Source organism: Bradyrhizobium sp. SZCCHNR1051, from assembly GCF_032489615.1.
In the GTDB taxonomy this organism is placed as follows: Bacteria; Pseudomonadota; Alphaproteobacteria; order Rhizobiales; family Xanthobacteraceae; genus Bradyrhizobium.
On record NZ_JAUEYJ010000012.1, the window covers coordinates 134,920 to 155,001 of the forward strand.

Annotated in this window: 18 protein-coding genes; 6 read left to right on the forward strand and 12 right to left on the reverse strand. The window is 65.4% G+C overall.

What is annotated here, in order from left to right; genetic code table 11:
- Positions 1 to 99: 99 nt before the first annotated feature.
- The gene (locus QW868_RS16640) at positions 100 to 945 is read right to left on the reverse strand and encodes an outer membrane protein (protein ID WP_315778051.1); all 846 of its coding nucleotides are present in this window, start codon (positions 943 to 945) and stop codon (positions 100 to 102) included.
- A 597-nt stretch (positions 946 to 1,542) separates the two neighbouring features.
- Positions 1,543 to 2,895, reverse strand: coding sequence for a phosphoglucosamine mutase (gene glmM, locus QW868_RS16645; RefSeq protein ID WP_315733925.1), 1,353 nt, complete (start codon positions 2,893 to 2,895; stop codon positions 1,543 to 1,545).
- A 401-nt stretch (positions 2,896 to 3,296) separates the two neighbouring features.
- Here glmM and QW868_RS16650 point away from each other — a divergent pair, with 401 nt between their 5' ends.
- Complete coding sequence (locus QW868_RS16650; RefSeq protein ID WP_315733926.1) at positions 3,297 to 4,433, forward strand: alpha-hydroxy acid oxidase; 1,137 nt, start codon at positions 3,297 to 3,299, stop codon at positions 4,431 to 4,433.
- A gap of 281 nt (positions 4,434 to 4,714) precedes the next feature.
- On the opposite strand, the gene QW868_RS16655 is transcribed toward QW868_RS16650, so the two are convergent.
- From QW868_RS16655 to QW868_RS16690, 8 genes are all read right to left on the reverse strand, one after another.
- Entirely contained in the window at positions 4,715 to 5,293 is a 579-nt protein-coding gene (locus QW868_RS16655) for a hypothetical protein (RefSeq protein ID WP_315771906.1), read from the reverse strand.
- 143 nt (positions 5,294 to 5,436) lie between these two features.
- Entirely contained in the window at positions 5,437 to 6,279 is an 843-nt protein-coding gene (locus tag QW868_RS16660) for a shikimate dehydrogenase (protein WP_315771871.1), read from the reverse strand.
- Between the two features lie 126 nt (positions 6,280 to 6,405).
- Complete coding sequence (locus tag QW868_RS16665; protein ID WP_315733928.1) at positions 6,406 to 8,169, reverse strand: SulP family inorganic anion transporter; 1,764 nt, start codon at positions 8,167 to 8,169, stop codon at positions 6,406 to 6,408.
- A gap of 93 nt (positions 8,170 to 8,262) precedes the next feature.
- Complete coding sequence (locus QW868_RS16670) at positions 8,263 to 8,565, reverse strand: helix-turn-helix domain-containing protein (RefSeq protein WP_315733929.1); 303 nt, start codon at positions 8,563 to 8,565, stop codon at positions 8,263 to 8,265.
- Between the two features lie 205 nt (positions 8,566 to 8,770).
- Positions 8,771 to 10,819, reverse strand: a complete 2,049-nt coding sequence (locus QW868_RS16675; RefSeq protein WP_315733930.1) for an elongation factor G — start codon at positions 10,817 to 10,819, stop codon at positions 8,771 to 8,773.
- Positions 10,820 to 10,995: 176 nt separating this feature from the next.
- A complete protein-coding gene (locus tag QW868_RS16680; protein WP_315733931.1) occupies positions 10,996 to 11,469 on the reverse strand; it encodes a DUF992 domain-containing protein in 474 nt (157 codons plus the stop codon).
- A 173-nt stretch (positions 11,470 to 11,642) separates the two neighbouring features.
- Entirely contained in the window at positions 11,643 to 12,167 is a 525-nt protein-coding gene (locus tag QW868_RS16685) for a DUF992 domain-containing protein (protein WP_315733932.1), read from the reverse strand.
- Between the two features lie 120 nt (positions 12,168 to 12,287).
- Positions 12,288 to 13,490, reverse strand: a complete 1,203-nt coding sequence (locus tag QW868_RS16690; RefSeq protein WP_315757337.1) for a pyridoxal phosphate-dependent aminotransferase — start codon at positions 13,488 to 13,490, stop codon at positions 12,288 to 12,290.
- A gap of 191 nt (positions 13,491 to 13,681) precedes the next feature.
- On the opposite strand from QW868_RS16690, the gene QW868_RS16695 reads away from it, so the two are divergent.
- The 5 genes from QW868_RS16695 to QW868_RS16715 all read left to right on the forward strand — a co-directional run bounded on the left by QW868_RS16695 (position 13,682) and on the right by QW868_RS16715 (position 16,991).
- On the forward strand, positions 13,682 to 14,914 hold the full coding sequence (locus QW868_RS16695; RefSeq protein WP_316230978.1) for a glycosyltransferase family 87 protein: 1,233 nt from the start codon (positions 13,682 to 13,684) through the stop codon (positions 14,912 to 14,914).
- Positions 14,915 to 15,107: 193 nt separating this feature from the next.
- Entirely contained in the window at positions 15,108 to 15,758 is a 651-nt protein-coding gene (locus tag QW868_RS16700; protein ID WP_315714112.1) for a glutathione S-transferase family protein, read from the forward strand.
- 194 nt (positions 15,759 to 15,952) lie between these two features.
- Positions 15,953 to 16,204: a hypothetical protein gene (locus QW868_RS16705; RefSeq protein WP_315771868.1), complete on the forward strand. Its 252-nt coding sequence runs from the start codon at positions 15,953 to 15,955 to the stop codon at positions 16,202 to 16,204.
- Between the two features lie 67 nt (positions 16,205 to 16,271).
- Positions 16,272 to 16,466, forward strand: coding sequence for a hypothetical protein (locus QW868_RS16710; protein WP_315733936.1), 195 nt, complete (start codon positions 16,272 to 16,274; stop codon positions 16,464 to 16,466).
- Between the two features lie 63 nt (positions 16,467 to 16,529).
- On the forward strand, positions 16,530 to 16,991 hold the full coding sequence (locus tag QW868_RS16715) for a GNAT family N-acetyltransferase (RefSeq protein WP_315813105.1): 462 nt from the start codon (positions 16,530 to 16,532) through the stop codon (positions 16,989 to 16,991).
- A 161-nt stretch (positions 16,992 to 17,152) separates the two neighbouring features.
- Here the strand turns inward: QW868_RS16715 and QW868_RS16720 are convergent, their stop codons facing one another.
- A complete protein-coding gene (locus QW868_RS16720) occupies positions 17,153 to 19,135 on the reverse strand; it encodes an AI-2E family transporter (protein ID WP_315784133.1) in 1,983 nt (660 codons plus the stop codon).
- 571 nt (positions 19,136 to 19,706) lie between these two features.
- Complete coding sequence (locus QW868_RS16725; RefSeq protein WP_315733939.1) at positions 19,707 to 20,027, reverse strand: antibiotic biosynthesis monooxygenase; 321 nt, start codon at positions 20,025 to 20,027, stop codon at positions 19,707 to 19,709.
- Positions 20,028 to 20,082 lie beyond the last annotated feature (55 nt).

Sequence of the window (20,082 nt, forward strand, 5' to 3'; positions counted from 1 at the left end):
CTTTCAGCGCGGAGGCGTTCGAACAGCGGGATCAGAAACGCCAAACGGCGCGGGAGGCCCGCGCCGCTTGATTGTTTACAGTGATGAGGACCGCTCGGCTCAGCCCTTGCGGATCAAGGGCGGCATCATCGGGGGCGGCGGAGGCTGGTCGAAATTCCAGCGCACGCCGAGCTTCAGGTCGTGCGAGGTGATGTCCTTGAACTTGAAGACGTTGCCGGTGGTGTTGCCGACATAGTCGGACAGGACGCCGGTCTGCCCTTGACCGAGATCGACGTAGCTGTAGGCCAGCTCCAACACCAAGTTCGGATTCACGTTGTAGGCGAGACCCGCATGGGCCGCCCAAGCGAAATTCCATTTCGAGGAGGTCGGCGCCGTCGCGAAGCTCGTGGTCGTGAACGGCAGGTTGTTGATGCCCGTGTCGGTGAAATTCGAAATCGTCACCCGCGCACCGCCGACACCCGCGCCGATGAACGGCGTCACGCACCACCAGGTGCCGAGATCGACATAGGCGTTGGCGAGCACCAGCCATTCGGACTTGCTGCCGCTGTAATTGTCGATGCCGCTGTAGGGCACGCCGCCCGCTGTTGCATTGAAGCGGTCGGTGGCCTTGAAGTTCGAATTGCCGCGATACTGGCCGGTGACGTCGGCGCGGAACCAGCTGTTGAAGCGATAGCCGACGCCGACACCGTAGATGCCCGCGGTGTCGAACGCCGAGGTCTGGTTGAACGACGTCATCGGCGTGTAGGCGGACTCGCGCGAGTAATGAACGTCCTTGACCTTTTGATTGCTGAAACCGATGTCGCCGCGCAGATACCAGCCACCGAAATCGGCCGCCGGCGGCGGCGCGTAGACCGGAGGAGGCGCGATGGGCATGTCGGCCGCAAAGGCGAGAGTTGAAAACAGAGAGGCCGCTCCGGCGGCGATCAAAGACTTAACGCTACGCATTGGCTTCGTCCCTTTGGCCGGTGAGGCGATCGAGAATCCGGCCCCACATCACAACTGACGACCGTACAATCGCGCCAAATGCTTAAGCGGCGCTTAACCCTAATTATTAAGGTTGATATTTCCTGAGCACACAAGAACCGTTAACGACCGCGCAACACCTCCTAACAATTCGTCATCTCCGTCTCGTCTTCGTAGTAATCATCAACTAATTAGTTCAACTTAAAATTGTCGACGTCGCCTCTCTCCAGACGGAGCGATCGCATATGGCGATCTGCGTTTTGCGCCGTCTGCTCCCACATCGTCGTGGCCGGCCTGTCCCGGCCAGCCCCGTCCTTGTTGCGCTCGGAAGGAACGTCGTGGATGCCCGGGTCAAGCCCGGGCACGACGTAACGGATTGGCAGACTTGCCCGCCGCGATTGGCCGATTTCATCGATGCATCGCCCTGTCCTGGCCCCTGCCCGCTTTACGACGAGCCGCGGATCGCGCCGGCAGACCCGAGCCCACCGCTCTCGCGCGCAGGACGACAAGCTGCCAACAAAACGGCCTGCCATCAGACGATGATGGCAGGCCGCAAAGGCCGAATATGACGGTTGATGATTATGCGGCGGCCGCAGCCGCGTTGCCGACCGCAGCAACGATCTCATCGACGACCTCCTCGACCAGATCGCGGTCGTCACCCTCGCCCATCACGCGGATCACCGGCTCGGTGCCGGAGGAGCGCACGAGCAGTCGGCCATGGCCGTTGAGGCGCTTCTGTCCGGTGTCGATTGCCGACTTCACCTCGTCCGCGTCGAGTGGCTTGCCGCTGCGATAGCGGACGTTCTTGAGGATCTGCGGCAGCGGATCGAAGCGATGGCAGACCTCGGAGACCGGACGGCGCAGCCTCTGCACCGTCGCCAGCACCTGCAGCGCGGCGACGAAGCCGTCCCCCGTGGTCGCGTAGTCCGAGAGAATGATATGGCCCGACTGCTCGCCGCCGAGATTATAGCCGTCGGCCAGCATGCGCTCGAGAACATAGCGGTCGCCGACCGGCGTGCGCACCAGCTCGAGCCCCTGCCCCTGCAGGAAGCGCTCGAGACCGAGATTGGACATGACCGTCGCGACGATGCCGGCGCGCGCCAGGCGGCCGTCCTCCTTCCAGCTCTGCGCGATGACCGCGAGCAGCTGGTCGCCATCGACGATGTGGCCGCGCTCGTCGACCAGGATCACGCGGTCGGCATCGCCGTCGAGCGCGATGCCGATGTCGGCGCGCATTTCCCGTACCTTCCGGCACAGTGCCTCCGGCGAGGTCGAGCCGCATTCCTTGTTGATGTTGAAGCCGTCCGGCTCCACGCCGATCGAGATCACGTCGGCACCGAGCTCCCACAGCGCCTCGGGCACGACCTTGTAGGCCGCACCATTGGCGCAATCGACCACGACGCGCAGGCCGTCGAGCGAGAGGTCGCGCGGCAGGGTGCGTTTGGCGAATTCGATGTAGCGATCATGCACGCCGTCGATGCGGCGGGCGCGGCCGAGGCTCGCGCTCTGCGCCAGCTTCTTGTCGAGCGACTCGTCCAGCAGCTGCTCGATCTGCTTCTCGACATCGTCTGACAGCTTGAAGCCCTGCGGCCCGAACAGCTTGATGCCGTTGTCCTCGAACAGATTGTGCGAGGCCGAGATCATGACGCCGAGATCGGCGCGCATCGACTTGGTGAGCATGGCGACCGCCGGCGTCGGCATCGGGCCGACCAGCAGCACGTCCATGCCGACCGAGGTGAAGCCGGCCACCATCGCGTATTCGATCATGTAGCCGGACAGGCGGGTATCCTTGCCGATCACCACCCGATGGCGATGCTCGCCGCGCTGAAACAGAAGACCTGCGGCCTGCCCGACCTTGAGCGCGAGTTCCGGCGTGATCAGGCCGTTGGCGCGGCCACGAATCCCATCGGTCCCGAAATAGTTACGGCTCATATGACCCCCAGCAACGGCTTCTGGATTTCGTTACCGGCGGGGGCGAATCACATGGCAAGCCCCTCCGGTCAGCCCGCGGGTTATAGTCGCCTTAAAGCTAAGATGGATTCAAAAAATGTGATCAATCATTACCACGAAACCGCCACGGCCGCCGCAAGTCATTGTTAAGGCTAATTTTTCACTCGACCTGACGGCTCCGGAGGGCCCCCCTCGGAGCGCCCCCGCAGCAGGAATGTGCTCGCTCCGGCGGCCCCTGACGTCCTGTTGCGGAACGCTCGCAGTTTGCGTGTCTTGCCCGGACGCCGTGGCGGTTCCCAAGTTGGATTTGGCAGGCGCCGCAAAGATGCTAGATGACTGCCGAGCCCAAGAAACGAGACGTCGGTGGGGAGTCGAAGAGCGCGATGAAACACGTCACCTGCATTGAAGACCTGCGCCTGCTGCACAAGCGCCGCGTGCCCAAAGCCTTCTTCGACTACGCCGATCGGGGCTCCTATGCCGAGGAGACCCTGCGCGCCAACCGCGACGATCTGCAGAAGATCAAATTCCGCCAGCGCATCTTGGTCGACGTGTCCAAGCGCGATCTGTCGACGACGATCCTTGGCGAGCCGTCATCGATGCCGCTGATCCTGGCGCCGGTCGGCCTTCTGGGCATGCAGCACGGCGACGGCGAGATTCACGCCTGCCGCGCCGCCCAGGCCGCCGGCATCCCGTTCACGCAGAGCACAATGTCGATCTGCTCGATCGAGGACATCGCGGGCAGCGTCGAGAAGCCGTTCTGGTTCCAGCTCTACGTCATGAAGGATCGCGGCTTCATCAAGGCCCTGGTCGAGCGCGCGATCGCTGCGAAGTGCAGCGCACTATGTCTGACCGTCGACCTGCAGGTAATCGGCCAGCGCCACCAGGACATCAAGAACGGCATGAGCGTGCCGCCGGAATGGACGCTGTCGAAGCTGTTCGACTTCGCCACCAAGCCGGCCTGGGTGCAGGGTGTGCTGCAGGGCAAGCGCCGCACCTTCGGCAACATCGCCGGCCACGTGAAGAACACCGAGGATCTCACCAAGCTCTCGGCCTGGACCGCAGCGCAGTTCGACACCTCGCTGAACTGGAAGGATGTCGACTGGATCCGCTCGATCTGGCCGGGCAAGCTGATCATCAAGGGCATCCACGACATCGAGGACGCGAAGCTCGCGGCCGCGACCGGCGCGCAGGCGCTTGTCGTCTCCAACCATGGCGGCCGCCAGCTCGACGGCGCACCGTCCTCGATCCACGTGCTACCCGGCATTGCGGAAGCGGTCGGCGACAAGATCGAGATCATGTTCGACGGCGGCATCCGCTCGGGCCAGGACGTGATGCGCGCGCTCGCGCTCGGCGCCAAGTCGTGCATGCTCGGCCGCGCCTATGCCTACGGCCTCGGCGCCGGCGGCCAGGCCGGCGTCGCCAAGGCGATCGACATCATCCGCAACGAGCTGCTGACGACGATGGGCCTGTGCGGCATCAACACGGTGGCCGAGATCGACCGGAAGGTGCTGGCGGATTGATCGACACTTAACCGGTTGGGACAAAGCATGACGCTGGTCTCACACCGTGATGATCCGAAGCGCTTGCCAAGCAAAAGCTGTCGTCCCTGCGAACGCAGGGACCCATAGCCACCGCTGTCAGTTATTTCGGGCGGTCGCGCCACTGCATGGTGCGTTTGGGCATCTGCTCAGACTAAGACACCCTGGCGTGCCCCGACACTCCGTCCTGGGGTTATGGGTCCCTGCGTTCGCAGGGACGACACCTTTTGTCAGGATGCGGCATACGCTCCAGATGAGCTGGGTCACATCGGCGGCGTCAGCCCATCGCGGCCGACGCTGACGCGGCTGGTCTCGAGCGAGCCATCGGGTAACTGCTTGACGGTGGCCATCACCTTCGCGCCGGCCGTCAGCTCGGACTTGTCGCCGGGCACGAAGGTCACGATCGGCGTGTCCGGCGCGATGTCGACCCGCTTCTCGCCGCCCTTGTATTTGACGAGCAGCGAGTGACCGTCGGTCGAGACCGAGCTTTCGGATACGGTGGCGTTGGTCATGCTCGAATTCGGCTTCAGGTCCCACGACCGCGAGCCTTCGCCCGTGCCGCGCATGTCCTCGGGAAAGATGTGGATCTCGACCGCCTTCGGCGCGCCGTCCGGGCCGGGCACCGTGGTGGCGCCGATGAACGAGCCCAGCTTGATGTCGGAAAGCTGCGCCTTGACGACACCCGAAACGCGCAGATCACCGGCCATGCGCAGCTTGAAGATCTCGCCGCTGCGGGCTTTCACCGTCATCATGTCGGCGTCGACGCTTTCGATGGCGCCGCGCACGCGCGTCGGCACCGGCACCTGCTGGGCAATGGCGAGCGCGGATACAGCCGCAACCATGGCGAGTGAAGCGACGGAACGGATCAGGACGAGACGAGCGGACATGCAGGGCTCCGAGGGCGAGAGAAGATCATCCGCGTCCAATGCGGGGCTACGCGGACGCTCGATCAATGAGACGCCGACCATCTGCGCTTATTCCGCGTTCAAGCCCTTGTGAGATCGGCCTCGACCAGCGCGCGCAACTCGGGCGTGACCTGCGGACGGCGGCCGAACCACAATTCGAAGCCACGCACGGCCTGGTGCAGCAGCATGCCGAGCCCATCGGCAGTGCGCAGCCCCCTCGCCCGCGCCGCCGCGAGCAACTGCGTCTCCAGCGGCACGTAGACGATGTCGGCGACGACAGCCTGCTGCGGCAACAGCTCGACGTCGAGCTCGAGCGGCGGCTGGCCGTGCATGCCGAGCGAGGTGGTGTTCACGAACAGGCCCGCGCGCGGCAGCAGCGCGCCGACGCGGTCCCAGCCTTCGGCAACGACATGGCTGCCGAACTGATCAGCCAGGGCTTGTGCGCGCGCCGCGGTGCGATTGATGACGTGGACGCGGCCGATGCCGCGCTCGAGCAGGCCGAACACGACGGCCCGCGCCGAGCCGCCGGAGCCAAGCACCAGCGCCTCGTCGGTGCGGTCCCAGCCTGGGGCGGCGGCATCCAGATTGCCGATGAAGCCTTCGACGTCGGTGTTGGTGGCCCGCAGGATGCGGTCCTCGTACCAGAGCGTGTTGGCCGCGCCGACGGCGCGGGCACGCGCGTCCGGCTCGCTCAGCTCCAGCACGCGCTCCTTGTGCGGGATCGTGACGTTGGCGCCGACGAAGCCGCGACGGTCGAGATGCATGACGAAGTCCGCCAGCTCTTCCGGCGGCACCGCCTCGATGGTGTAGCCGCCGGCAATGCCAAGCTCGTGCAGCCAATGATGATGGATCAAAGGCGAGCGCGAATGCGCGGCAGGCCAGCCGATCAGGCACGCAGCGCGGGGTTTGGCGGCGAGGGTCATGGCCGTGACATCGGACAAGCCCCGGCTGGAGTCAATGCTGGGGCTCGGCAGTCGCCCCCCGGGAAAGCGCCGCAGCGGCCGAGAGGCGCCATGGCCCCAACGGCGACGCGGCGTTAAGGTCGCGTGTCAGCTCGCGGCGAGCCCATCGGCGACGTCCGCCGGCGCCGTCTCCTTGCCCTTGATGTCGGCCACGGCGCGCTCGATTGTCTCGCGATAGCGCACCAGCGGCGGCCGCACGCCGTGGGTCAGCAGCGCCCGGCGCACGGTCGGCGACGCGCCCGTGATGAACAGGCGGATGCCCTGGCGCCTGGCCTTGGCGGCGACGCGGCTCATGGCGTTGGCGGCCGTCGAATCCAGGAACGGCACGGCGGCGAAGTCGACCACGAAGGCTTTGCGGCGGTCGGCGATCGAGTCGAGCACGGTGCCAACGGTCGAGGCGGCGCCGAAGAAGAACGCCCCGGTGATGCGATAGACCAGCACGTCCTTGTCGGTGCTGAGCTTGGGATTGTAGGGCACCCGCGCGCCGTCCTCGAAATCCGCACGGTCCTGCGCGACCAGCGGCGTGCTGTCCTCGACGCCGGTCATCTGCGCCATGCGGTTGATGAACAGCACGGCGCCGAGCGCAAAGCCGACCAGGATGCCCTCGGTGAGATCGCGGAAGACCGTCAGCCCGAAGGTCGCGAGCAACACCGTGGCATCGCCCCAGGACGATCGGATCAGGGTGGCGAACTCGTGCTTCTCGGCCATGTTCCAGGCCACCACCACCAGCACCGCGGCGAGCGCCGACAGCGGGATGTAGCTCGCGAGCGGAGCCGCGATCAGCATGAACACCAGCAGGAACAGCGAATGCAGCATGCCCGACACCGGCCCGCGTGCGCCGGCGCGAACGTTGGTGGCGGTGCGCGCGATGGTGCCGGTGACGCAGATGCCGCCGAACAGCGCCGAGCCGACATTGGCAAAGCCCTGCGCCACCAGCTCGCAGTTCGAGCGATGGCGACGGCCGGTCATGCCGTCGGCGACGACGGCCGACAGCAGCGATTCGATGGCGCCGAGCAGTGCGAAGGCGATCGCGTCGGGGAACACCGCCTGGACCTTGGCGAGCGAGAACGCCGGCAACGCCGGCGCCGGCAGCTCGCGCGGGATACCGCCGAATTTCGTCCCAATGGTCTCGACCGGAAGCTGCAGCGCGAAGGTGATGATGGCCGCGACCACGACCGCGATCAGGATGCCGGGCCAGGTCGGCCGCAGATGCTTGAGGCCGATGATGATCGCGATCGACAGCGCGGCCGTCACGACCGCAGACATGCTCGCGGTCGGCGCGCCATGCGCGAGCGCCGTGAGCTTCGGAAGCAGCTCGCCCGGCTCCTTGCCCGCAAGCGTGATACCGAACAGATCCTTCAGCTGGCTGGCAAAGATGATGACGGCGATGCCCGCGGTGAAGCCGACCGTGACCGGATAGGGAATGAACTTGATGTAGGTGCCGAGCCGCAAATATCCTGCGATCACCAGGATCACGCCGGACATCATCGTCGCGATCAGCAGGCCATCGAGACCCTGGCGATCGACCGTCGCAGCGACCAGCACGATGAAGGCACCCGCGGGACCGCCGATCTGAAAGCGGCTGCCGCCGAGCAGCGAGACCAGGAAGCCGCCGATCACGGCGGTGTAGAGACCACGCCCCGGCGAGACACCGGAGGCGATCGCGATCGCCATCGACAGCGGCAGCGCCACGATCGCCACGGTCAGGCCCGCCAGCGCGTCGGCGCGAAAGTCGCTGAGGCCGTAGCCCTCGCGCAAGACCGTCAGGAGTTTGGGGGAATAAAGCTCGGCGAAGGTCGGCTCATGATGTCCGACCCGCCCGTGCGAACGGTGTTCGTTTGCGATGCTCATGCCCATCACGCTCCCGTCGCCTCATCGGGCCGCGGCGCAGCCGACGATGCGTCCCACACGAAGCGCCCAGGGGCCCCGTGCCGCGCGATGAGCCTAGCTCGCGTCATCGCGCACAATGTCAGTTTGACGGCCCATGCGGCGGGGCGGCCCCGGTTCCTTCAGGCGAACACCACGCCCGCCATTCTCGCTGCGGGAATGCTCACCGATCAGATCCACGCCCGCACGATTGAGCGCATCGACGACCTTGGTCAGCGAGTCCACCACGCCGCGGACGTTGCCCGTGGAGGCTTCCATCCGCTGGATCGTCGGCAGCGACACGCCGGCCAGCTCGGCCAAGGTTCTCTGATCTATCCCGAGCAGCGCACGGGCTGCTCGCATCTGGAACGACGTGATCACGATGGCCTCACGTAGCAGACACCATAAATGATGTCTGAGACAAAGACAATGATGTAAAATACATCATAAATTGCTTTCGGAGGCAAGCTGGAACCCAGCCCTCGTCCTCTGTTCCCTGCGCGCCCGAGCAAGGTCCCGACGCGATCCGGCCCGCCATCCCGAGAGAGGATGACGGGCCGGTGCTGCTCGGCGCGGAGCGTTCGGCTCAGGCGGCGTCGCGGTGGGAGGCGATGATGTGGTCGGCGGCGCGGCCCGTCACCTCGGCCATGTGGTCGAACTGGCGGGTGAAGCTGCCGGCGCCGGCCGTGGCCGAGCGCAATTCGACGATCAGCTCGCCGATCTCGGCCTCCGGCATCATCGCGCGGACGCAATCCCAGCCCGGCCAGCCGTCGCGGGTGTCGAACGACAGGATCTGGCCGCGCCGCGCCGACAGGATCGCGTTGATCCTGGCGGTCGCTTCCGTGGGGCAGACGATCTCAACGGTGTGAATCGGCTCCAGCAGCACCGGCTGGCATTGCGGCAGCCCCTCGCCGACGCCGACCCGCGCCGCGGTGCGGAACGCGAGGTCGGACGAATCCACGCTGTGATAGGAGCCGTCGGTCAGCGTGACCTCGACGTCGATCACGGGGAAGCCCAGGGGGCCGCGGGCCATTGCGTCGACAACGCCCTCCTCCACCGCCGGGATGTAGTTGCGCGGCACCGCGCCGCCGACCACCTTCTCGGCAAAGCGGAAGCCTTCGCCGCGCGGCAGCGGCCTGATGTCGAGCACGACGTCGCCGAACTGGCCGTGACCGCCGGACTGCTTCTTGTGGCGGCCGCGCTGCGTGATCGGCTTGCGGATGGTCTCCTGATAGCCGATCGCAGGCTGATGCGATTTCACGTTGACGCCGAAACGGTCGCGCAACCGCTCCAGCGCGACGCGCAGATGCATCTCGCCCTGCCCCCACAGCACCGTGTCGTGGGTGCGCGGGTTCTGTACCATCGTCAGCGATGGATCCTCCTCGTGGAGCCGCTGCAAGGCCTGGCCGAGCTTGACGTCGTCCTTGCGGTCCACGGCGGCGATCGAGAGCGCCAGCACGGGTGGACACGCCTCGACCTTTGCCAGCGGCAGCGGCGCCGTCTTGCCGGTCGCAACCGTATCTCCGGTCTTGACCGCATCGAGCTTGCCGAGCGCGACCGTGTCGCCGGCTTCGGCGCCCGCGCGCTTGCTGTCATAGGCGCCGGTCGCAGCCAGGATGCCGGACACGCGCGCCGCCTCGCCCGAAGCGGCATGCAGCGTCGCGCCGTCGTCGAGATGGCCCGACAGCAGGCGCGTCAATGACAGCTTGCCGCCATGCTGCAGGTGCAACGTCTTGAAGACGTAGCCGAGCGCCTCCTTCGCGTCCTTCACGCCCAGCCGCTGCGCGGTCTCGGCGATTCCGGGCGCCTCGTGGCGCAGCGCCTTCATCAGCCTCAGCACGCCGTTCTCGCGCAGCGCCGAGCCGAGCAGCACCGGGCAGATCAGCCCCTCGCGCAATTCGCGCGCGAGATCGTCGAACACGGCGTCGCGCGGCGGCGGGATGTCCTCCAGCAGTTGCTCCATGAGCGCGTCATCGTGATCGGCGAGCTTCTCCAGCATCGAGAAGCGCGCCTCCTTCTCGCGGTCGAGATCGCCGCCTTCGAGCCCAACGACTTCCGACGCCTTGTGCTCGCGATAGATGAAGGCGCGCTCCAGCGCGAGGTCGACGAAGCCCTCGATCAGCTCGCCGTTCCAGATCGGAATCTGGCGCAGCACCAGCGGCACGCGCGAGGCCGGCTGCAATGTGGCAAGCGTCTCCCTGATGCGCGCATTGGCGCGGTCGATCTTGTTGAGGAACAGGAAGCGCGGGATGCGCAGCTCCTCGAGCTCGCGCAGGATGATCTGCAATTGCGGCAGCTTCTTCTCGTCGGCCTCGCAGACCACGATGGCGGCATCGACCGCCGGCAGCGCCGCGCGCATGTCGTGGATGAATTCGACCGAGCCGGGACAATCGAGGAAGGTGTAGCTGTCGCCCATGAAGGTCGTAGTCGCCGCCGTCATGGCGACGCTCATCTTGTGCTGACGCGCCTCCGGGCTGGCATCGCCGACGGATGTGCCGGCGTCGACGCTGCCCGCGCGTGGGATCACGCCCGTCCGCGCCAGGATCGCCTCCAACAGAGTGGTTTTACCGCTTTGGAAAGGGCCCACCAGCGCAATGCACCGTGGACCGCGGGGACTTCTCAGGTCTTGTCCCATTCGCCGCCTCCTCGTTGTGGAGCTCGGCCCTTGATTGGGTCGGCAAAGCCGAATGCTCTGCCTCGGCTGCCGCTTTGGCAAGCAGGTGGCCTGCGAAAAACGTCGCTGCAGTGCGGGGAGCACGCCGCCTTCCCGCACGATGGCGGGAAGAGCGGCTATTCACGGCAAAGGGAAGATCACCGACCCGGGCGCAATTCGAGGCTTTGCAGCCCCGCCGAGACGCTGAGGCCGACCTGGCCCTGGACGCTGAGTGGCTGCAGCGCGATCGAGTTGGCGGAGCCGCCGACCAGCACGTTGCCGCCAAGGCCGACGCCGACGGCGGCCGAGCCCTGTGCGCCGGCATAGTCGCCGGAGAGATCGCCCGGCCCGAGCCGTGCAACCGGGGCATAGACCACCCAGGCCAGCAGCGATTCCTGGGTGATGCCGAGATCGAGGCCGACCTTGCGGATGGTCGCGACGTAACGATCCTCCGGCAGCCCGTCGGCGCGCAGCACGCAGCCGAGATGGGTGACCGAGCCGACGATGAAGCCGACGCTGGCGCCACCGCGGCATTCGAGGACGCCGACCCGCACGCGATCTTGCGCCTGGGCAGCGCCGCCGGTGCAGAGGACGACCGCAGCAGCGAGCCCGGCGAGGATGGTCGAGCGCATGAATAAAAACTCCGGCTGAAATGAACGTGTGATGCAGACCCGTCGATCGGACTGACGATCACGGGGCATCACATCTATGCCACAAGCCTTACAGTCGCACCAGATTCGCCGCGCCGTCAGCACGCGCCATCGCGCCGGCCATTGCGACGCGTTCGCCCGAACGCTTCCGCGGCTCAGCGATAGAAGCGCGAGAAATAGGACGATGAACGGCTCGGGCTCGGGTGGATCGGCAGCAGCGGCACCAGCTCGACCTCGGTGATTCCGGCAGCGATGTTCAGGCCGGTCTGCCCCTGCAGGCTGATCGGCTGCAGGGCGGCGGCGCGATCGGTGTCGCGCACCAGGAAGCTGCCGCCGAAGCCGACCAGAGCCGCAGCGTTGGCGGACAATCCACCGTAGCGCCCGCGCAGCTCGCTGCGGCCGAAATCGTTGACCGGTGCGCTGACCGCCCACGCCATCCTGGTCTCATCCGTCAGCCCGACATCGAGGCCGTAGCGCCGGACCTTGGCGACATAGCGCTCCGGCTGGCGGCCCTGGCTGCGAAACACGCAGCGGAGGCGTGACTGGGACATCACGAGCTTGCCGGAAGTCTTTCGTCCCGCGCACTCGAGCACACCGGCGCGCATGGGGCGATTTGCGTGGGCTTGCGCGAATGGAGCAACCGACACAAGCAACATGATCGACAGCAGAAGCAGCCGCATCGAACTCCAACCCTACGCCACCAGACTTATCGACCGACAAGAGAAAGGCGCCATGTTCAAAACATGGCGCCTTTCGGCCTGGAACTTGGCTTCTGGAGTTTCGAGACGGATGTTGCCCGATTACCTCAGATTGCCGCAGAAGCGCTGGATGCGCTTGCAGGCATCCTCGAGATCGGAGGTCTTGGTCGCGTAGGAGATACGGAACGCCGGGCCGAGGCCGAACGCCGAGCCGTGCACCACCGCGACGCCCTCGGTCTCCAGGAGCTCGGTGACGAAGGCCTCGTCGTTGTCGATCACCTTGCCCGACGGCGCAGTCTTGCCGATCGTGCCGGCGCAGGACGGATAGACGTAGAACGCGCCTTCCGGCCGCGGGCATTCGATGCCGCTCGCCTGGTTCAGCATCGAGACCACAAGGTCGCGGCGCTCCTTGAACACCTTGTTGTTCGCGGGAATGAAGTCCTGCGGACCGTTCAAGGCTTCCACCGCCGCCCATTGCGCGATCGAGCACGGGTTCGAGGTCGACTGCGACTGGATCGTCGCCATCGCCTTGATCAGGTGCGCCGGACCACCGGCATAGCCGATGCGCCAGCCGGTCATGCAATAGGCCTTGGAGACACCGTTCACGGTCAGCGTGCGGTCGTACAGCGACGGCTCGACCTGCGCCGGCGTGGTGAACACGAAGTCGTCATAGACGAGGTGCTCGTACATGTCGTCGGTCATGATCCAGACATGCGGATGCTTGACCAGCACCTCGGTGAGCGCCTTCAGCTCGGCCTTGGTATAGGCCGCGCCGGTCGGATTCGACGGCGAGCACAGGATCAGCCACTTGGTCTTCGGCGTGATCGCCTTCTCCAACGCCTCCGGCTGCAGCTTGAAGCCATGCGCCGCGGTGCAGACCACCGGCACCGGCTCGCCGCCGGCGAGCGCCACCATCTCCGGATAGCTGACCCAATACGGCGCCGGGATGATCACCTGGTCGCCGGGATTGATGGTCGCCATCAGCGCATTGTACAGCACCTGCTTGCCGCCGACGCCGACGATCACCTGGTTCGGCTTATAGGTGAGGCCGTTCTCGCGCTGGAACTTGCCGATGATGGCTTCCTTCAGCTCGGGGATGCCGTCGACCGCGGTGTACTTGGTCTTGCCGGCCCGGATCGCCTGGATCGCAGCTTCCTTGATATTGTCCGGGGTGTCGAAATCCGGCTCGCCGGCGCCGAGGCCGATGACGTTGCGGCCCGCCGCTTTGAGGACGCGCGCTTTATCCGTGACCGCGATGGTCGCGGACGGCTTCACACGGTCGAGCGCAGCGGCGAGAAAGGACATCATCAGCTCCTATGCAGGCGTCGTGGATCACCCCCTCGGGGCCACGACCAGTCATGTCAGGGAAACGCCCATTTGTAGGGCCCCCAGCGCTGCATCGCAAGAAGCTTGGGCACATGGCTCCCAAGACTTTAGGGAACGTTAAAGCCGCCCCGCTAGCGTGGGCCCACGATTGTCCAGAGTCTCAGGCCGAAATGACCACTATCGGGTGCGCCCTGCGATCCGGCGACTGGCTCACGGCCACGCGGATCAAGTCCTACAGCTGGATTCTGCTCGCGTTCACGATCGCTGCGATCGTGGGCTGGGTCGCGCTGTCCGACGGGCTGATCGACCGCAACGGCAAGCCGATCGGGACCGACTTCTCCAACGTCTATGCGGCAGGCGTGCTGACCCTTCACGGCAAGGCGGCCGATGCCTACGATCCGCCGCTGCAGCATGCGATGGAAAAGGCCGTGTTCGACGGCCGCGACGTGCCGTTCTTCGGCTGGCACTACCCGCCCTTCTTCTTCGCGATCGCCGCCATCACCGCCCTGCTGCCCTATGCCGGAGGGCTCGCGCTCTGGGTCGTGTCGAGCCTGCTCGCATACCTCGCGGTCATGCGCGCGATCCTGCCGCGTTCCGAGACCCTGCTGGTGGCGACCGCCTTTCCCGCCGTGTTCGTCAACATCGGTCACGGCCAGAACGCGTTCTTCACCGCGGCGCTGCTCGGCGGCGCGCTGTTGCTGATGGAGCGCGACCGGCCGTGGGCGGCCGGCATCCTGATCGGCCTGCTCGCCTACAAGCCGCAATTCGGCGTCCTCATTCCCGTGGCGCTGCTCGCAGGCACGCGCTGGCCGACGATCGCTGCTGCAGCCGCCACGGTGGCCGCGCTGATCGCGATCAGCTTCGCCGCGCTCGGCAACGAGGTCTGGCACGCCTTCTTCCAGTCCATGACTTTCACACAGAGCGTCGTGCTCGAGCAAGGCGGCACCGGGTGGGAGAAGATCCAGTCGGTATTCTCCGCCGCGCGCCATTGGGGCGCCGATGTCAGGTCCGCCTATGCGCTGCAAAGCCTGCTGGCGCTGTCGCTCGCGGCCGGACTTGCCTGGCTGTGGCAGAGCGAGGCTGCGTTCGATCTCAAGGCTTCGGCACTGGCGAGCGCGAGCCTGCTGGCGACGCCCTACGTGCTCGACTACGACCTCGTGGTCGTTGCGGTTGCGATCATTTTCTTCGTCCGGCACGGCCTCGCGAACGGCTTTCGCGACTACGAGCTCAGCGTGCTCGCGGCCGCCTGGATCGTGCCGCTACTCTCGCGCAGCGTCGCCGGGCTGACGACGATACCGCTGGGCCTCATCATTCTGATGGCCCTGTTCGCGCTGACCCTGCGCCGCGCACTCACCGATCGCGCCGTCGAGATCGGTGGACACGCGCGCATCGCACAAGCGTGATCTCGATTGTTTGAATCTATTGGAAAGTTGTTATTCGAGAGTGCAGTGCAGTAGCGCATTTCGACTTTTTCCATCCGCCGGCACTTGCAGCCTGCGCTCATCGGCATCATTGTCTGGCCGCATTGCGGGACGATCTGGCGTCCGGATGCGCGATGCGTCCAACCCTTGATTCCTCGAACTCGAAATCGGCCGGATGTACAAGCTCTATTCGATGCAGCGGTCAGGCAACAGCTACAAGGTCCGCCTTGCGCTTGCGCTTCTGAACGCGCCCTATCAGGCGATCGAGATCGACATTCTGCGCGGCGAGAGCCGCACGCCGGATTTTCTCGCCAAGAATCCGAGCGGCCAGGTGCCGCTGCTGGAAGTCGGCGAGGACCGCTTCATCGCCGAATCGAACGCGATCCTCTGGTATGTCGCCGGCGGCACGCCGCTGGTGCCGGAGCAGCGCATCGAGCGCGCCGAAGCGCTGCAGTGGATGTTCTTCGAGCAGCATGCGCTCGAGCCGAACATCGGCGCCGCCTATTTCTGGCTGCTCCTGGTCAAGGGCGGGCGCGACCTTCAGACCCATGCGCTGGAGGACTGGATGGAGCGCGGCTATGCCGCGCTCCAGGTGATGGAGAATCATCTCAAGAGCAACGATTACTTTGCCGCGAAACAGCTTACGGTCGCCGACATCGCGCTCTACGGCTACACGCACGTCGCCGATCGCTGCGACTTCGATCTGTCGACCTTCCCGAAGATCCGCAACTGGCTGCGCCGCGTCGAACAGACACCCGGTTTCGTCGCGATGGATTGGCAGCCGGCACTGATCGATTCAGCCGGCATCGCCGCCGACTACGGGTGACATGCTCACCGTAAAACTACCGACCGCCCGTAGAACAGCGGGGAAAATACACGTTTAGGCGGGAACAAATACCACGAGCGCCATGTTCTTGCCTTTTTTGCTGATTTGCCGCCGCAATCCTGCCCAGCGCTACCTTAGAATTTACCTCTGCGAGTGATTCGCTCGCGGATGTATGGGTAAGGGATTTCGACTTCATGTCCCGGTGGCGTTGTGCTTCCGTTCCGAAGTTCAGTTGGGTCCGCGGCCGCGCGTCGCCGCAGGAGTCGAACCACCGTAGAGGGCTCCGCACGCCCGTCAGCGGCTTTCACGGCCACGCAACGCTCACCCTTTCGCCCGGCCTGACCACCGCCGTGGTCGCAACGATCGCGGCCAGCACGCTCTCATTGGGTGTCAGCGTCACCATTGCGGTGGTGTCGATTCGCGCCCTCTTGTCGATGCCCGCTTAGCAGGAAGCCATTTTGACAACCCTTCGCGGTTTTCGCGACAACAGGCGATGATTGTCTCGCACACAAAATGGCGATGAAATCAACGGTCGTAATCGTTGCCGTGACCCTGGCACTCGCGATCCTGCTGGCGGCGTCACTGCTGATCCTGATCGAGCGACGGGGCGAGCTCTCGCTCTCGCCGCTGACCGAGGAGGATCGGTCGGTCTACGTCGAGCTGATGCGGCCGCCCACCGCCGAACCGGTGCTGCCCATCCCTGATTGATCGCGAACACGGCTGCGCGTATCGAAGGTCCGTCGAGATTTTCAAACGGACGACGAATCCTTCATGCACGAAGCACTCACTGTGCGCGCCATCGCGCGCGACGACCATGATCGCTGGCTGCCGCTCTGGGACGGCTACAACGCCTTCTACGGCCGTTCCGGGCCGACGGCGCTGCCGGCCGAGGTGACCGCGATGACATGGTCGCGCTTCTTCGATGCCAACGAGCCGGTGCATGCCCTGGTCGCCGAGAGCGGTGGCGAGCTGATCGGCTTGGCGCATTACCTGTTTCATCGCGCCACCACCACGATCGGTCCGCTTTGCTATCTCAACGACCTGTTCACGAGCGAGGCCGCCCGCGGCAAGGGCGTCGGCCGGGCGCTGATCGAGGCGGTCTACCGCGAAGCGCGGCAGGCTGGTGCGCCGCGGGTCTATTGGCAGACGCACGAGACCAACACCACGGCACAGGCGCTCTACGACAAGATCGCCGAGCGCTCGGGCTTCATCGTCTACCGCAAGGCGCTGTGAACGGGCGGTGTCACGCCGCCGTCACGGGGCCGGCCTACGCTCCATCGAGCGCCTGATCATCCCCCCGTCACCGGTCACGCGTTTCAGCGGTCCCCGTCAGTCGCCGTCTCTGACCGGGGCCGCATTTTTTTGTCGGGCCTGGTCGTTGGACGTGGCGCGTCTCACGCCACGTTCGTCGTCGTGTCCTGCTGCTCCAATGGTGCCAGCTGAGAAGCCTTCGCCTGCGCGGCTTCGATGCACATTCTGACAGCCTCGCCCATGCTCGCCGCGACCAGATCGGCCTTGGTGGCTTCTTGCAGCACCTTCGCGGCCTCCTGATCGACGTCGGCCGCGCAGCAGACCAACATCACTTTTGCTCTGGGGAGCCGTCGCTTCAAGCGACGAACGGAGTAGCGCATATGTGCGACGCCGGAATTGCCGATATAGATCAGGCAGGCAATCGCGACACCTGCGGGCTCGAGCTTGATGACGTTCGCCGTCGAGAGCGCCTCCGCTCCTGAGACCTTCGCGCCCAGCCCGTGCGCCGACGACAGTTGCGCGAGAATCACCGCCGCCGCTTCGTCGATCGGGGTTCGCCCCGCCACGCACAGGACCGGCTGCTCGCTCCGCCATCCTTCGGCGAGATTGTCCTTGCTGAGGATGGGTATCGTGTCGATGGCCCCACTGCTGGCCGAGCTGTCGACGGCCGATGCCGCCTCCGGATCGCTGGTGGTCTCGCGTTTCGCCAGCGGACCATCATTCTGATCGGAAAGATCGGCGGTCAACTCGGCGACGGCGTCACGGATCGTTGCAAGGCGATCATAGGCGAGCGCCCCTCGGTCGGCGTCGGCTTGGGCCAATTGCAGCCCCTTCACCGCGACCTCGTCGCAATAGGCAATCAACGAGCGCTCCTTCAAGAACTCCTCTGCCTTCTCGGCCGCTTCCGTCGGATCGTTCGCAAGCATGCGCTGGTAGAAGATCTCGGGAGGAGACAGCGCTGGACGATCACCGAACATGACGTCGAGGAACTCCAGGCGCTCCACATGTCGTCCGATGACGACCAGGCAGACCGTCAGCGGCGTCGCGAGCACCAACCCGATCGGGCCCCACAGCGCGGTCCAGAACGCGGCTGAAACGACCACCGCCACAGGGGACAGGCCCGTGCTGCGCCCATAGACCATCGGTTCGATGACGTGGCCGAGCAACGGCTCGACCACGAGAAACAGGGCCAGCGTCCAAATCAGCATCGACCAGCCAGGGTCCACCGCTGCCGCCAGAGCAAGCGGAAACGCCGCGGCGATGACGGCGCCGATATAGGGCACGAACCGAAGCGCTGCGGCGAGGATTCCCCAAAGGAGGGCGCTGGGGATGCCGATGAACCACAAGCCGACGCCGATCACGACGCCGAACCCGCCGTTCAGGGCGAGCTGGGTGAGGAACAGCCGGCTGAGCCTGTAAGCCGCATCATCGAGTGCCGCCGTGGTGCGCTGCAGGTCCGATGAGCCCGCAAGGCGGATGAGCCGATTCCGCAGGTCCTCGCGTTGAAGCAATATGAAGATCACGAAGATGATGATGATGCCGGTCGTCGCCAGCGGATGAATGAGCGGCGAAATCAGCGTGCGAAGACTGTCCAGCGCTCCAGGATCGGGCTGCCGGACCTCCACCGGGATCGGGGTCACAGGGACTGAGGAATTCGTTCGCAGTCCGCTCGGCGGCCGAGCCGCTTCCGGCTCTTTCGGTTTGTCGAGTTCCTTGCCCAGATCCTTGAGCATGTCCGATGCACGCTCGAGCGTCCCTCTCCCGGCTTTGGTGTCGCGGAACGACTGGATCTTGTTGCTCATCGTCGATTGATAGTTCGGCAACTCACTGGCAAGCTGGGTGAGCTGGGTGGCGAGCAGGCTGCCCAGCGTAAAGATCACGACGAACGCGAGAACGACCACGCTGACGACGGCCAGTCCGCGCGGGGCACGAAGCCGCTGCAGTTGCGCGACCAACGGCGCCAATACGAAGCTGAGCAGGATGGCCAGGGCCACGGGCACCAGGATGTCACGACCGAAATACAGCAGCGCGATGATGATGACCGCAAAAATGGCGACGGCCAGCGCGCTGATCAGCCCGAGAACTTCCTCCGGGGTGCGGACCTTGAGCGGCTGTCTGATGATCATCGAATCTCTCTGCGAACGAGGAAGGGCGGCGCACGTCGCTCATGCGGTCAGGCTGTCAACGTCGACGAAGGCGGCGCGCTGCAACGGAGGGAAGCTTCTGACGATGTCGCCGGCGCCGGTGGTCATATGCCGAAAGGTTCGTCTCGATCCGAGCAACCATCCCGGCCTTCGCTAGAACAGAACGACCGAGGGCGCTGGCCGGCGCTGCCCGCCCTGCCGGACATTCGGCTTCCTGTTTCAGACACGCGATAACAGCCTCGTGAGGCTCCAGTTCCCGAGAGCGCCTGACGTCGCCTGCGCGTCTGCCGACGGCTACGACTGCTCAGCTTCGGCGCGCCGTCGCACCTGCTCGAATCAGCCGGACCTTCGCTATGGCGTTGTCCTTGTTGACGCCAGCAGGCCCGGCGGACCGGCTGGCCCGGCGCGAGCAGCTTGCGATGGCGCACGACCGGCGGCCGTCCGGGTCCTGTCGGCCGCCGCGTCGCTTCAGCGCAAAACGAGCGTTCGCTCGGCCGTGCTCAGCCAAGACGAGTCGCGGAGACGGATCGCAATGGTGGGCTTTGTCCTTGTCCTACGTCTTGCTGCCCACCGTTTGGCGGACCTCGAACCCCTCGAACTGCGGCGGGCCGAGATAGTGCACCTTGGTGTCGCCGGCCCGCTGGTGCGCGGCGCGGAATGCTTCGGACTTGGTCCAGTCCTCGAACGTCGTCTTCGACGCCCAGATCGTATGCGAGGCGTAGAGCGTATGGTCCTCGGCTTCCGGTCCCTTCAACAGGTGAAACTCGACGAAGCCCGGCACCTTGTCGAGATGGCTGTCGCGCGACAGCCAGACCTGCTCGAAGGCGGCCTCCGAGCCCTTGGCGACGCGAAAACGATTCATGGCGATGAACATGCTGATCTCCTGAGGGATGAATGCCGCAGGTCGAGGAGTAGCAGACTTCGCGGTG